At 33.2% G+C, this 14700-nt stretch carries 18 protein-coding genes; all 18 read left to right on the top strand.

Annotated features, from left to right (window positions below; translation table 11 throughout):
• The first annotated feature begins 257 nt into the window (after positions 1-257).
• Positions 258-1601, top strand: a complete 1344-nt coding sequence (locus tag AB1J10_RS12205; RefSeq protein ID WP_070039618.1) for an aminotransferase class I/II-fold pyridoxal phosphate-dependent enzyme — start codon at positions 258-260, stop codon at positions 1599-1601.
• A 1-nt stretch (position 1602) separates the two neighbouring features.
• Entirely contained in the window at positions 1603-2220 is a 618-nt protein-coding gene (tmk, locus tag AB1J10_RS12200) for a dTMP kinase (protein WP_046206572.1), read from the top strand.
• Positions 2221-2246: 26 nt separating this feature from the next.
• Complete coding sequence (locus AB1J10_RS12195) at positions 2247-2576, top strand: cyclic-di-AMP receptor (RefSeq protein ID WP_046206571.1); 330 nt, start codon at positions 2247-2249, stop codon at positions 2574-2576.
• A gap of 125 nt (positions 2577-2701) precedes the next feature.
• The gene (locus tag AB1J10_RS12190) at positions 2702-3628 is read left to right on the top strand and encodes a DNA polymerase III subunit delta' C-terminal domain-containing protein (protein ID WP_070039620.1); all 927 of its coding nucleotides are present in this window, start codon (positions 2702-2704) and stop codon (positions 3626-3628) included.
• Positions 3629-3630: 2 nt separating this feature from the next.
• On the top strand, positions 3631-4434 hold the full coding sequence (locus AB1J10_RS12185) for a PSP1 domain-containing protein (protein ID WP_046206569.1): 804 nt from the start codon (positions 3631-3633) through the stop codon (positions 4432-4434).
• A gap of 15 nt (positions 4435-4449) precedes the next feature.
• The gene (gene yabA, locus AB1J10_RS12180; RefSeq protein ID WP_046206568.1) at positions 4450-4791 is read left to right on the top strand and encodes a DNA replication initiation control protein YabA; all 342 of its coding nucleotides are present in this window, start codon (positions 4450-4452) and stop codon (positions 4789-4791) included.
• Positions 4792-4900: 109 nt separating this feature from the next.
• Positions 4901-5626 carry a tRNA1(Val) (adenine(37)-N6)-methyltransferase gene (locus AB1J10_RS12175; protein ID WP_070039622.1) on the top strand — a complete coding sequence of 242 codons (726 nt, stop codon included), beginning with the start codon at positions 4901-4903 and terminating at the stop codon, positions 5624-5626.
• Positions 5619-5867, top strand: coding sequence for a GIY-YIG nuclease family protein (locus AB1J10_RS12170; protein ID WP_046206566.1), 249 nt, complete (start codon positions 5619-5621; stop codon positions 5865-5867). Before AB1J10_RS12175 ends, AB1J10_RS12170 begins: the two co-directional genes overlap by 8 nt.
• A gap of 4 nt (positions 5868-5871) precedes the next feature.
• Positions 5872-6705, top strand: a complete 834-nt coding sequence (rsmI, locus tag AB1J10_RS12165; RefSeq protein ID WP_070039624.1) for a 16S rRNA (cytidine(1402)-2'-O)-methyltransferase — start codon at positions 5872-5874, stop codon at positions 6703-6705.
• 302 nt (positions 6706-7007) lie between these two features.
• Positions 7008-8981, top strand: a complete 1974-nt coding sequence (gene metG / locus AB1J10_RS12160; RefSeq protein WP_046206564.1) for a methionine--tRNA ligase — start codon at positions 7008-7010, stop codon at positions 8979-8981.
• A 25-nt stretch (positions 8982-9006) separates the two neighbouring features.
• Positions 9007-9780: a TatD family hydrolase gene (locus AB1J10_RS12155; protein ID WP_046206563.1), complete on the top strand. Its 774-nt coding sequence runs from the start codon at positions 9007-9009 to the stop codon at positions 9778-9780.
• 132 nt (positions 9781-9912) lie between these two features.
• On the top strand, positions 9913-10464 hold the full coding sequence (gene rnmV, locus AB1J10_RS12150) for a ribonuclease M5 (RefSeq protein ID WP_046206562.1): 552 nt from the start codon (positions 9913-9915) through the stop codon (positions 10462-10464).
• A gap of 6 nt (positions 10465-10470) precedes the next feature.
• Positions 10471-11355 carry a 16S rRNA (adenine(1518)-N(6)/adenine(1519)-N(6))-dimethyltransferase RsmA gene (gene rsmA, locus AB1J10_RS12145; protein WP_169926878.1) on the top strand — a complete coding sequence of 295 codons (885 nt, stop codon included), beginning with the start codon at positions 10471-10473 and terminating at the stop codon, positions 11353-11355.
• 98 nt (positions 11356-11453) lie between these two features.
• Positions 11454-11717, top strand: coding sequence for a biofilm formation stimulator Veg (gene veg, locus AB1J10_RS12140; RefSeq protein WP_019467722.1), 264 nt, complete (start codon positions 11454-11456; stop codon positions 11715-11717).
• A 348-nt stretch (positions 11718-12065) separates the two neighbouring features.
• Positions 12066-12914 carry a 4-(cytidine 5'-diphospho)-2-C-methyl-D-erythritol kinase gene (ispE, locus tag AB1J10_RS12135; RefSeq protein ID WP_046206560.1) on the top strand — a complete coding sequence of 283 codons (849 nt, stop codon included), beginning with the start codon at positions 12066-12068 and terminating at the stop codon, positions 12912-12914.
• An 18-nt stretch (positions 12915-12932) separates the two neighbouring features.
• Positions 12933-13757 (top strand): pur operon repressor, encoded by an 825-nt coding sequence (purR, locus tag AB1J10_RS12130; protein WP_046206559.1) that lies wholly within the window; start codon positions 12933-12935, stop codon positions 13755-13757.
• Positions 13758-13774: 17 nt separating this feature from the next.
• Complete coding sequence (locus AB1J10_RS12125; RefSeq protein WP_046206558.1) at positions 13775-14149, top strand: RidA family protein; 375 nt, start codon at positions 13775-13777, stop codon at positions 14147-14149.
• Positions 14150-14219: 70 nt separating this feature from the next.
• On the top strand, positions 14220-14528 hold the full coding sequence (spoVG, locus tag AB1J10_RS12120) for a septation regulator SpoVG (RefSeq protein ID WP_019467718.1): 309 nt from the start codon (positions 14220-14222) through the stop codon (positions 14526-14528).
• Positions 14529-14700 lie beyond the last annotated feature (172 nt).

The raw sequence follows: 14700 nt of genomic DNA, 5'->3' as shown, positions 1-14700 counted from the left end.
TCAAGACCCGAAAGGGTCTTTTTGCATAAAAAGAATTTTAACAGAATGAGTTAAGTTCATGTATCAATATCATTAATTCATAAAGGCGTGATACTTTAAAACTATGGTTTTTAAGTGCACGCATTTTTTTATATTATTATGTTAAAATGTAGAAGATTACAACGTTATACTGTTTTATAAGGTAATGTTAATTTTATTATTTATATAGTGGAATTGTAATGAAACAAGAAATATTGAATTGAAAAGCGAGGATAAGCATGAGCAAATCGTTGTTACATAAATTGAAAGGACTATTAGCTGAAGAACCTATTTCATTACATGTACCTGGACATAAAAATATGACTATTGGGTACTTGAATCAATTGGATTTTAAAATGGATATGACAGAAATTACAGGACTTGATGACTTACATTCTCCTGAGTCAGTAATAGCTGAAAGCATGAAGAATGTTGATAAACACCCTGATTATGATGCTTATTATTTAGTGAATGGTACTACTTCAGGAATATTGTCAGTGATTCAAGCGTTTTCTTCAAAAAATGGTGAATATGCGATAGCGCGCAATGTACATAAGTCTGTATTTCATGCATTAGATTTAATAAAGGCAAAGGCACAATTATTAAAAATGGATATCAGTGACGCTACGAATCAATATCTAGGGCCTGACAAAACGTCATTATATGATCAAGTGAAAGATAGTAAACTAGCAGTGTTTACTTATCCTAATTATTATGGTGAATGTTTTGATATAAAAACTGTTACAGAACTTTTAAAAACTTTGAAAATACCAATGCTAATTGATGAAGCTCATGGTGCACATCTAGGATTTGAACATTTTCCAGAAACGGCATTGAACATGGGCGCGGATTATGTTGTGCAGTCATATCATAAAACACTGCCATCGCTAACGATGAGTTCAGTGATATTTATTCATAAAAAGGCACCTTGTCGAGAAGCAGTCATAAGATATTTATCCTATTTTCAATCTTCTAGTCCATCATATTTATTAATGAGTAGCCTAGAACTGGCACAAAAATTTTATGACGACTATCATAGCGAATACTTTTTTCAAAAGAGAGAACAATTGGTTCAACAATTGGAAAACAAAGGGTTCGAAATTGTTGAGGTTGATGACCCACTAAAACTAAATGTAAGATGCAGAGGGTATCATGGTTACGAATTACAATCATACTTTGAAGCACACCATATTTATGTTGAATTGGCTGATGACTTTCAAGTGTTAATGGTCTTGCCGTTGTGGCATGAAGGTGATCAATTCCCATTTGATGAATTACTATCAAGGATTGAAAAGGTTCAATTAGTAGAAAGACAGCACGATATAAATGTCAGCGTACCGTATAGAACGGGGAGTAGTATGTATTATGGTGGAGAAATACATAATGTGCGGAAAATAGACATTAAATATGCAGAAAATAAAATATTAGCTAATCACATTGTGCCGTATCCTCCTGGTATTCCAATAATGTTTAAAGGAGAAAAAATCACAGAAGATATGGTAAAATTAATGAATTATTGGTGTGAACAGCAACAAAGAGTAGAAGGAATAAAAAATTTTAAAATAGAAATTAAGGATGAATAAGATGTCAGCTTTTATAACTTTTGAGGGGCCAGAAGGTTCTGGAAAAACAACTGTAATACAACAAGTTGCAGAAAAACTCAAACATGAGTATAATATCGTACTTACAAGAGAGCCAGGAGGCGTGAAGACAGGAGAGCAAATAAGAGAAGTATTGTTAGAGGGAGAAGATATGGATGACCGTACTGAAGCATTATTATTTGCTGCATCAAGACGGGAACACCTCGTAGGTAAAGTTATTCCAGCATTAGATAATGATCATATTGTTCTATGTGATCGTTATATTGATAGTTCATTAGCATATCAAGGGTATGCAAGGGGTATAGGTATAGAAGAAGTTAAATCTATTAATGAATTTGCTATTAATGGATTATATCCAGACTTAACAATCTATCTAGATGTTAGTGTCGAAGTTGGTAGAGAGCGAATACTAAAAAATCAAAGAAATCAAAATCGATTAGATCAAGAAGATGTAAAATTTCATGAAAAAGTAGTTGAAGGTTATAAAAAGATTATTCATAATGAGTCTGAGCGCTTTATTGTAATTAATGCGGATCAAAGTATAGATAAAGTAGTGAATGCTACGTATGAATCTATCACCAATTATTTAGAAAAATTATGATATAATATTCAAAAGAGGTGTTTAGTATGAAAATGATTATAGCAATCGTACAAGATCAGGATAGTCAGGAACTTTCAGACAAACTTGTTAAACATAATTTTAGAGCGACAAAACTTGCAACAACAGGTGGATTTTTAAGAGCGGGCAATACAACTTTCTTATCAGGTGTAGAAGATAATCGTGTCGATGAAATGCTACAGGTTATTAATGATACTTGTGGAAATAGAGAACAACTTGTATCGCCGATTACCCCGATGGGTGGAAGTGCTGATTCATATATACCTTATCCAGTTGAAGTGGAAGTTGGCGGAGCAACGGTATTTGTTATGCCAGTAGAAGCTTTCCATCAATTCTAAAAACATGGTTGCTGTATATGGTAACTTTTCGACTTACATGTTGCTATTTGATTAGTTAATGCTAAATGTAATTCGTAAAGGCACTATGTATTAGCAGCCTTTTTATATAAAGGAGCAACATTAACATGGATGAACTAGAAAGACTGACAAAAGCATATCAATCTAATAAATTATCGCATGCATATTTATTTGAAGGTGACGATGGACAGACAATGCAACAAGTTGCGATTGATTTTTCTAAAATGATTTTATGTGGTGGAGAGGATCAATGTCAGTTAAAAGTAGAAACATTTAATCATCCAGATTTTATGTATGTGTCTTCTGAGGAAACAACAATTAAAAAAGATCAAATAGAGCAATTAGTGCATCATATGAATCAATTACCTATTGAAGGAAATTATAAAGTCTATATTATAGAATCCTTTGAAAAATTAACCATTCAAGGTGAAAATAGTATACTAAAATTTCTTGAAGAGCCTCCAGATAATACCATTGCCATTTTATTAACTACAAAACCAGAGCAAATTTTAGATACGATACACTCAAGATGCCAACATGTTTATTTTAAACCAATTAATAAATTGAATTTTATAGATAGATTAGTTGAGCGAGAAATCACTCGACCTGTTGCGGAATTGTTAAGTGCCTATACAACACAGATAGAGACTGCAGTTGCGTTAAACGAAGACTCAGATTTAATGGCTTTGCGCAAAAGTATCATCAAATGGTGTCAGTTAATATTAAAAAACCGTTCAATGGCATTAATAGCAATTGTCGATTTATTAAAACAAGCTAAAAACAGACGTTTACAGTTATTATCGTTGGCAGCAGTTAACAGTTTCTTTGAAGATATTATGCATGCTAAAGTAGGATTAGAAGAAGCAATGATATTCCAAGATTTACAGGTTGAAATTAAACAATACGCACAAGATTTATCATATAATCAGATTGTTTTAATGTTTGATCAGTTAACAGAAGCACATAAAAAATTAAATCAAAATGTAAATCCAACATTAGTATTTGAACAAATCGTCATAAAAGGGGTGAAATAATTATGCAAAATGTAGTAGGCATACACTTTCAACACTCAGGCAAAATGGAATATTATGCACCGCAAAATTTTGACTTAGGCTTGGGCGACTGGGTTGTCGTCGAATCAAAGCGAGGATTAGAAGTTGGACGAGTGAAGTATGAACCATTAAATGTAGCTGATGAAGATGTAGCGTTGCCATTAAAACAGATTGTTCGTAAGGCTACTGAAAAAGATATTATGCAATATGAACAAAATGAATATGATGCTAAAGATGCTTTGAATTTGTGCAAAGATATCATTCAACAACAGGATTTAGATATGCGCCTAGTGAATTGTGAATTTACTTTAGATAAATCGAAAGTTATTTTTAATTTCACATCAGATGAGCGTGTAGATTTTAGAAAGTTAGTGAAGGTTTTAGCTCAAAAGCTGAGAACAAGAATAGAATTAAGACAAATTGGCGTTAGAGATGAAGCGAAATTATTAGGGGGCATTGGACCTTGTGGTCGCTCGTTATGTTGCTCTACTTTTTTAGGGGATTTTGAACCAGTTTCGATAAAGATGGCTAAAGATCAGAATTTATCGCTAAATCCTTCAAAGATTTCTGGTGCTTGTGGCCGTCTTATGTGCTGTTTAAAATATGAAAATGATTATTATGAAGAAGCGAGAGCTCAGTTACCAGATGTTGGAGATGTCATTGAAACACCAGAAGGTAATGGTAAAGTTGTGGGCTTGAATATTTTAGATATCTCTATGCAAGTTAAAGTAGAGGGTCTTGAGCAACCATTAGAATATAAAATGGAAGAATTAGAAACATTAAAGTAGGAGGCCGTGACAACATTGAATCGAAGCGACATATTTGAAAATCTAGCTCATTTAGAGGAAAACATTAATCAAATTAATCGTGACATGTTAAATTTAAAAAATCTTACAGTAGAATTAATTGAAGAAAATGTCGCCTTACAAATCGAAAATGAGAATTTAAAAACATTAATAGATAAAGAAGAAAAAACTAAGAAAATAGAAAACGGTAAAAAAGATCAACCTAAACGCCCATTACGTAGCAAAGATAATTTAGCAATGTTATATAAAGAAGGTTTTCATATATGCAACGGAGAGCTATTTGGTAAACATAGAAAAGGCGACGACTGTTTGTTTTGTCTTGAAGTACTAAGTGAATAGTATCAATGTTTTTCATACAAATAAAAAATATGGAGTTGAGGATGAGAAAAGCGATAGGCTTCATTAGCGAAGCATCGTAGGCTCATCCTCTTTTTTGGAGGTTACAAAAATGTTATTGCAAAATGAAAGGTATGATTTTTTACTAAAAGAGAAATTAGAAATTATACAAAATGATGATGTCTTTTCATTTTCAACGGATGCTTTGTTACTCGCACATTTTACAAAAATAAAGAAAAAGGACGTTATTATGGATTTATGTTCCGGTAATGGCGTTATTCCTTTACTGTTATCTCATAAAGGTAATCAGTTTATTGAAGGTATCGAAATACAAGAACAATTAGTGCACATGGCGAAAAGAAGTATTGTTCATAATCATCTAACCGATAGAATTCATATGTATCATATGGATTTGAAGCAAGCACATCGTACGTTTAAACCAGCACAGTATAGTCTTGTTACATGCAATCCGCCTTATTTTAAAGTCAATCAACAATTTCAACATCAAAAAGATGCACATAAAATAGCTAGACATGAGATAATGTGTACATTGGATGATTGTTGTTTTGAAGCACGACACTTATTGAAAGAAGGCGGAAGATTTTTAATTGTGCATCGTGCTGACCGTCTTATGGATGTCTTAAGCAGTATGAGACATTATCGCATAGAACCTAAAAAGCTTTATTTTATTTATAGTAAGCCGGGTAAAGTAGCACAAACAATTGTAGTTGAAGGACGAAAAGGTGGTAACCAAGGGTTAGACATACAGCAACCATTCTATATTTATAATGAAGATGGAACATATTCAGAAGAAATGAGAGAAATCTATTATGGATAAGCATTATATATATATCGTTAGATGTAAAGATGGAAGTTTATATACAGGTTATGCAAAAGATATAGAACAAAGAATAGCAAAACATAATAGCGGTCAAGGTGCTAAATATACTAAAATAAGACGGCCGGTAGAGTTAGTTTATCAAGAAATGTTTAATACTAAATCAGAAGCTTTGAAGCGGGAATATGAAATCAAAACATTTACCAGAGAGAAAAAATTACAGTTGATAAGTGAGGGGTAGAAGTATGGCGACATTGTATTTAGTAGGCACACCGATTGGAAATTTAGCTGATATTACATATAGAGCAGTTGATATATTACGTACAGTAGACTTGATTGCATGTGAAGATACACGAGTGACAAAAAAGCTTTGTGCACATTATGATATACATGCACCGTTGAAATCCTATCACGACCATAATAAAGCGCAGCAGACAGAATATTTAATCCAACAATTACAGGAAGGGATTGATATTGCGTTAGTGTCAGATGCTGGCCTACCTTTGATAAGTGATCCTGGATACGAACTTGTTGTAGCTGCAAGAAATAATGGAATCAGAGTTGAGACTGTACCGGGACCAAATGCTGGCTTGACTGCATTAATGGCAAGTGGATTACCTTCATTTACATACACATTTCTTGGATTTTTACCAAGGAAAGAAAAGGCAAAATATGATTTGTTAGAACAACGCATGTTTCAAGATAGTACATTGATTATTTATGAATCACCGCACCGTGTTAAAGATACATTAAAGGCAATTTATAAAATAGATGCGCAACGAAATGTGTCAATAGGTAGGGAATTAACAAAAAAATTCGAAGAAATTATCACGGACAAAGTTGAAAAATTACTAATGAAACTAGATGAAGGCGACATACTTACAAAAGGTGAATTTGTCATCATCATTGAAGGGGACATTGCAGTAGAAGATACGTCTTGGTTTGAAGATATGTCGATACATGAACACGTTGAGCACTACATTAATAAAAATATGAAACCTAAAGCAGCGATTAAACAAGTTGCTGAAGAAAGACAAATGAAGACAAGTGAAGTATATGATATATATCACAATGTATAAAATTAGGCTAACAAATCTCAGCGTTAAAAAGAAAATAGAAGAATAGATTTTTTGAAATTTTATTAATAAAATCAAGTGAAAAATTCCCATAACAAGCTTGATTTATGGTAATGTAGATAAGATAGAGATTATTTATCGTGTTGTAAAATGAGTGGAAATAGACGAGGGACAAATACTTAATTTTATACTACATCAAACGTATTAAAATGATTAATAAATATAAAACGAACACTTATCTGCTTCATTGAAAATAAAAATAAATTTAGATATATTTAAAGTGAGAGAAACGAGGAGGAACATTGATGGCGAAAGAAACATTTTATATCACTACACCTATATATTATCCGAGTGGGAATTTACATATCGGTCATGCATATACAACTACAGCTGGTGATGTCATCGCACGTTATAAAAGAATGCAAGGCTATGATGTTCGATATTTAACAGGAACGGATGAACATGGTCAAAAAATACAAGAAAAAGCGCAAAAAGCAGGGAAATCAGAATTGGATTATTTAGATGAAATGATTTCAGGCATCAAAGCGTTATGGAAAAAATTAGAGATATCCAATGATGACTTTATTCGTACAACAGAAGCACGTCACAAAGAAGTTGTACAACAAATATTTGAACGCTTATTGGCGCAAGGTGACATATATCTTGGTGAATACGAGGGTTGGTATTCTGTACCGGATGAAACGTATTATACTGAAACACAACTTGTTGATCCTGTATATGAGAACGGTGCAATTGTCGGAGGTAAAAGCCCTGATTCTGGACACGAAGTAGAATTGGTAAAAGAAGAAAGCTATTTCTTTAATTTATCTAAATATACTGATCGCTTATTAGAATTTTATGATGAAAATCCTGATTTTATTCAACCACCATCTCGTAAAAATGAGATGATTAATAATTTCATCAAACCAGGATTAGAAGATTTAGCAGTATCTCGTACATCGTTCGATTGGGGAATCCATGTTCAATCGAATCCGAAACATGTGGTTTATGTATGGATTGATGCACTAGTAAACTATATTTCATCACTTGGCTACTTATCAGATGATGATAGCTTGTTTAAAAAATATTGGCCTGCAGACATTCATATTATGGCGAAAGAAATTGTTAGATTCCATTCTATCATTTGGCCGATTTTATTGATGGCTTTAGACATTCCATTACCTAAAAAGGTCTTTGCTCATGGATGGATTTTAATGAAAGATGGCAAGATGAGTAAATCAAAAGGAAACGTAGTAGATCCTAATGTGTTGATTGATCGTTATGGCTTAGATGCAACACGCTATTATTTAATGCGTGAGTTACCATTTGGTTCTGATGGTGTATTTACGCCAGAAGGATTCGTAGAACGCACAAATTATGATTTGGCGAATGATTTAGGTAACCTAGTTAACCGTACCATTTCAATGGTTAATAAATACTTTAATGGCGAACTACCAGCTTATGAAGGTCCTAAGCACGAACTCGATGAAGAAATGGAACAATTGGCGCTTGATACTGTGAAAACATTCCATGAAAATATGGATAATTTGCAATTCTCAGTAGCGCTTTCAACAATATGGAAATTTATAAGTAGAACGAATAAATATATTGATGAAACTACGCCTTGGATTCTAGCGAAAGATGAGAACCAGAAAGAAATGCTCGGCAATGTTATGGCTCATTTAGTAGAAAATATTCGTATCATTGCAGTGTTATTAAGACCATTCTTAACAAATGCACCAAGACAAATTTTTGAACAGCTAAATATCAATTCACCTGAATTATATGAATTTAGCAGTATTAAACAATATGGTGCATTAACCGAGCCAATTATGGTAAGTAGTAAGCCACAACCTATTTTCCCACGCTTAGAAAGTGATGCTGAAATAGAATATATTAAGCAATCTATGCAACCAGATAAGGTGGAAGAAGCGAAAGCAGAAGTACCTAGTAAATCACAAATTGATATCAAAGATTTTGATAAAGTAGAAATCAAAGCAGCAACGATTATTGATGCTGAGAATGTAAAAAAATCTGACAAATTATTAAAAATCCAAGTTGATTTAGATAATGAACAACGTCAAATTGTTTCAGGTATTGCCAAGTTCTATCAACCCGAAGATATTATCGGCAAAAAAGTTGCGGTAGTTACCAACTTGAAGCCAGCTAAATTAATGGGACGAAAATCAGAAGGTATGATTTTATCTGCTGAAAAAGATGGTGTACTTACACTGGTAAGTCTTCCGAATGCAATTCCAAATGGTGCAGTAATTAAGTAATCATAGATAAAGGGAGCGATTTAATATGCTAATCGATACACATGTTCATTTAAATGCAGAACAATACGATGAAGATTTAGAAGCGGTTATTGAGCGTGCAAGAGATAATGGCGTAGATCGTATGTTTGTAGTAGGCTTTGATACACCAACCGTTGAACGTACGATGGAGTTAATAGATCAATATGACTTTATATACGGTATTATTGGATGGCACCCTGTAGATGCTATTGATTGCACAGAAGAAAGATTGGCATGGATAGAAAAGTTGGCAGCACATCCTAAAGTTATTGGAATTGGTGAAACTGGCTTAGATTATCATTGGGATAAGTCTCCAAAAGATGTCCAACAAGCCCTTTTTAGAAAGCAAATTGCACTAGCTAAGCGTGTGAATCTACCAATTATTATTCATAATAGAGAGGCGACACAAGACTGTGTGGATATTTTAAAAGAAGAGCATGCAGAAGAAATCGGCGGTATTATGCATAGTTTTAGTGCTTCTCCTGAGATTGCTGACGATGTCATTAATAAATTGAATTTCTATGTATCATTAGGAGGCCCTGTTACATTTAAAAATGCAAAACAGCCTAAAGAAGTTGCTAAACATGTACCATTCGATAGATTATTAGTTGAAACAGATGCACCGTTCCTATCGCCACATCCTTATAGAGGGAAGCGAAATGAACCAGCACGTGTAACTTTAGTAGCTGAGCAAATTGCTGAGTTACGTGAAGTTAGCTATGAAGACGTTTGTCGTCAAACGACTGAGAACGCTGAACGTTTGTTTAAATTAAAAGCATAAAGATATTATTTTAAAGGTATCGGTCTGAAATATGGCTTAGTTGGTCTAGTGAATACTAAGAGTAACCATAATTTATGCCGATACCTTTTTAATTTTTCTAAAATGAAGTAAAAACGAAAGGTGTCACAATAAATGAAGATAAATGAATTTATTGTAGTAGAGGGCAGAGATGATACAGAGCGGGTCAAAAGCGCTGTGGATTGCGACACAATTGAAACAAATGGAAGTGCAATTGACGAAAAAACTTTAAATGTGATTGCACAAGCATATGAAACTCGAGGTGTCATTGTTCTAACAGACCCTGATTTCCCAGGTGATAAAATTCGTAATACGATAAAAAAATATATTCCAGGGGTTAAACACGCTTATATTGATCGAGAAAAAGCTAAAAGTAAACGTGGTAAAATAGGTGTCGAACATGCGAAAATTGAAGACATAAAAGAAGCTTTGATTTATGTAAGTACACCATTCGAAGAGGGTCATGAAAGTATCAGTAAGGAAGTTCTGATTGATCTTGGATTAATAATTGGTAAAGACGCGCGTAGAAAAAGAGAAATTTTAGGAAGAAAACTTCATATCGGTCATTCTAACGGCAAACAACTACTTAACAAGTTAAATGCTTTTGGTTATACAGAAGAAGATGTTAGAAATGCCTTGAAAGATAATAAAGGAAGTGAAAAATAATTGGATATGAAAGATATTGCCACACCATCGCGAACTAAGGCACTTTTAAATCATTATGGTTTTAGTTTCAAAAAAAGTTTAGGACAAAACTTTTTAATCGATGTCAACATTATTCATAATATTATTGATGCCAGTCACATAGATGAACGAACAGGTGTTATTGAAGTAGGACCGGGCATGGGATCATTGACAGAACAATTAGCTAAAAGTGCAAAAAAAGTGATTGCATTTGAAATTGATCAACGCTTAATACCAGTATTGAATGAAACAATGGCACCATATAACAATGTTACAGTAATCAATGAAGATATATTGAAAGCGGATATTGCGCATTATGTGACACATGAACTAGCAGATTGTGACCAAATTTTAGTTGTTGCTAACTTACCATATTATATAACTACACCTATTTTATTAAACTTAATGCAACAAAAATTACCGATTGATGGTTATGTGGTTATGATGCAAAAAGAAGTTGGTGAGCGATTAAACGCCGAAGTAGGCACGAAAGCTTATGGCTCCCTTTCTATAGTCGCACAGTTTTATACAGAAACGAGCAAAGTGCTGACTGTGCCCAAAACGGTATTTTTACCACCACCAAACGTAGATTCAATCGTTGTGAAATTAATGAAACGTGATCAACCACTTGTCGATGTAGACGATGAAGATAAGTTTTTCAAAATGTCAAAAGCCGCATTCGGACAAAGAAGAAAAACCATTAACAATAATTATCAAAGTTTGTTTGTGGATGGAAAAGCAAATAAAGAAATCATTGTGAATTGGTTGGAAGCCAGTGGCATTAACCCTAAAAGACGGGGAGAAACACTTTCTATAAAAGAATTTGCAAAATTATATAATGAATTGAAAAATTTCCCAGAATTAGCATTTTAAATGATTGACAACTGCGTTTCACCTTGCTAAAATTGATGTTTATTTGACAAAATCGCGCTAAATGTGTTATTATACAACTTGTAGCGAGGTGGAGCAATATGCCAAAATCTATTGGAGACATCAAAAATTCACTTGATTGTCAATTAGGAAACCGTATTGTACTGAAAGCGAATGGTGGTCGTAAAAAAACAATTGAGCGTAGCGGTGTTTTAAAAGAAACGTACCCATCCGTTTTTATTGTTGAACTAGACCAAGATATTCATAATTTTGAGCGTGTATCATATACATACACTGACGTTTTAACAGAAAACGTACAAGTTTCTTTTGAAGATGATAATCATCAAGAAGCAATTGCACACTAAATAGCAGTAATATAAATTGAAATTTTGGTTAAAGCAACCATATTTTTATTTAAGACATTAATAATGAGATTGATTAGTAAAAGGTATGTTGGTGAATAATCATCAATATACCTTTTTCTTTTTGAAATAATATAAAGCGCATCAGAATTAAGGAGATATAGTTTTGTTACGTCAAAATATTAATGTAAAATAAGGAATTAACCGCTTATTTTATATGTCAGATTAATTTAAGTCATAAGTAAGGTAAATTGGATAAATAACTTATAAATTTTAAAAAAAGAATAACGCAAGTATAACAATATGTTAAAATCATTTTATTACCATATCGAATTGAAAGAGGGTGGGAATATGATTTATGAGACTGCGCCAGCAAAAATAAATTTAACGTTGGACACACTCTTCAAACGAGATGATGGTTTTCATGAAGTTGAAATGATTATGACAACGATTGATCTTAATGATCGTTTATCTTTTGAACTGCGAAAAGATAAAAAAATAGTTGTAGACGTAGAGCAAAGTTATGTTCCCTCCGATAATAAAAATTTGGCCTACAAAGCAGCAGCGTTAATGAAAGAAACTTATAATTTACAGCAAGGTGTGACGATTACGATAGATAAAGATATCCCAGTTTCAGCTGGCCTTGCAGGTGGATCGACAGACGCCGCTGCAACATTGAGAGGAATGAATCGACTATATAAGTTAAATAGACCTTTAGAAGAACTATGTGAGTTAGGAATACAAATAGGCACTGATATTCCTTTTTGTATATATGGGAAAACTGCTTTTTGTAGAGGAAAAGGTGAGTTAATTGGGTTTATGAACAAACCACCGTCGGCATGGGTTATTGTTGCCAAGCCAGATATAGGCATTTCCTCCCCAGATATTTTTAAAAAGCTAGATTTAACTCAAGAACATGAGGTTTATACTGAAACTTGTAAAGAAGCATTGGATACAGGGAATTATGAATTATTATGTAATAGTCTTTCAAACAGATTGGAACCTATCTCTGGAGAAATGTATTCAGAAATCTATAAAATTAAAGAAAATATGCTTGAAAATGGAGCAGATGGTGCTGTAATGAGTGGGAGTGGTCCAACCGTATATGGATTAACGCAAAAAGAACGACAAGCCAGGCATGTATATAATGCAGTCAATGGTTGTTGTAATGAAGTCTATATTGCAAGATTATTAGGTTAGTGAGAAGGGATGAAGAAAATGCGCTATAAAAGAAGTGAACGTATTGTTTTTATGACACAATACTTGATGAATAACCCCAATAAATTAATACCTTTAACGTTTTTTGTACAAAAATTTAAGCAAGCAAAATCATCCATCAGTGAAGATGTACAAATTATTAAGTCTACTTTTCAAAAAGAAAAGTTGGGCACAGTAATAACGACCGCTGGAGCTAGTGGTGGCGTTACATATAAGCCACAGATGAGTAAAGCAGAAGCAAGTGAAGTCGTAGATGAAGTTATCGAACTTCTGCAAGAAAAAGATAGACTGTTACCAGGTGGTTATTTATTCTTATCAGATTTAATGGGGAACCCAACTTTATTGAATAAGGTGGGGAAATTAATTGCAACGCTTTATATGGATCAAGAGTTAGATGCGGTTGTAACTATTGCTACAAAAGGTATCTCATTAGCCAATGCAGTAGCTAATGTATTGAATTTACCAGTGGTAGTGATAAGGAAAGATAATAAAGTAACCGAAGGCTCTACGGTTTCGATAAATTATGTATCAGGTTCTACTAGAAAGATAGAAACGATGGTATTATCTAAGCGTACATTACCAGAAAACTCTAATGTCCTCGTTGTGGATGATTTTATGCGTGCAGGTGGTTCTATTAACGGTGTAATGAATTTAATGAATGAGTTTAAAGCACATGTTAAAGGGGTATCCGTATTAGTAGAATCAAAAGAAGTTAAGCAAAGATTAATTGAAGATTATACTTCCTTAGTTAGATTGTCTGATGTAGATGAATACAATCAGGAATTTAAAGTGGAAAATGGCAACAGTTTAACTAAATTTACTTAAAGGAGCGGATCAACATCATGAAAGTAGTCAACACATCAAAAGCACCGGAAGCATTGGGGCCATACTCACATGCAACGGTCATTAACGGACTTGTGTTTACATCAGGACAAATCCCATTAAATTTAGATGGTGAAATTGTTAGTGATGATGTGAAAGCACAAACGAAACAAGTCTTAGAAAATGTAAAAGTTGTATTAGATGAAGCTGGATCGGATATAGATTCAGTAATCAAAGCAACAATATTCATTGCTGATATGAATGAATTTCAAAATATAAATGAAGTTTATGGTGAATATTTTGCGAAACATCAACCGGCAAGAAGTTGTGTCGAAGTCGCAAGATTACCTAAAGATGTAAAAGTTGAAATTGAAGTAATCGCAGAAGTGAAGTAATTTAAGGGATTTATAATTTTTGATGAAATTGTTAAGCTTCTAACAAAGAGATACTAGGGGGGCTCACTACATGAAAGTGACAGATGTAAGACTTAGAAAAATACAAACAGATGGAAGAATGAAAGCTTTAGTTTCAATAACTCTAGATGAATCATTTGTAGTACATGATTTAAGAGTGATTGAAGGCAACTCAGGTCTATTCGTCGCAATGCCAAGTAAAAGAACACCAGATGGTGAATTTCGTGATATCGCGCATCCAATTAATTCAGAAATGAGACAAGAAATTCAAGATGCGGTTATGAAAGTTTATGACGAAACGGATGAAGTTATCCCTGATAAGAATGCTCAATCATCAGAAGAAACAAATGATGAAGCTTAATATAAAAGATGAATCAAATTAAAAAGGGCTTGGGACATAGATCTCAATCTTAATATAAAAAAGACCAATTCGTATGCTAACGGATTGGTCTTTTTGTGTCTTACTCAAAAATAAGAATATAAAGAATTGAAATAAATTATTATAATGAAAAGGTGACAAAAATATATTTTTT

The organism is Staphylococcus cohnii species complex 1663 (assembly GCF_041008415.1).
Lineage (GTDB): Bacteria > Bacillota > Bacilli > Staphylococcales > Staphylococcaceae > Staphylococcus > Staphylococcus ureilyticus.
Note: the sequence above shows the minus strand (reverse complement) of the source record. Positions and strands in the feature narration are given on the sequence as shown.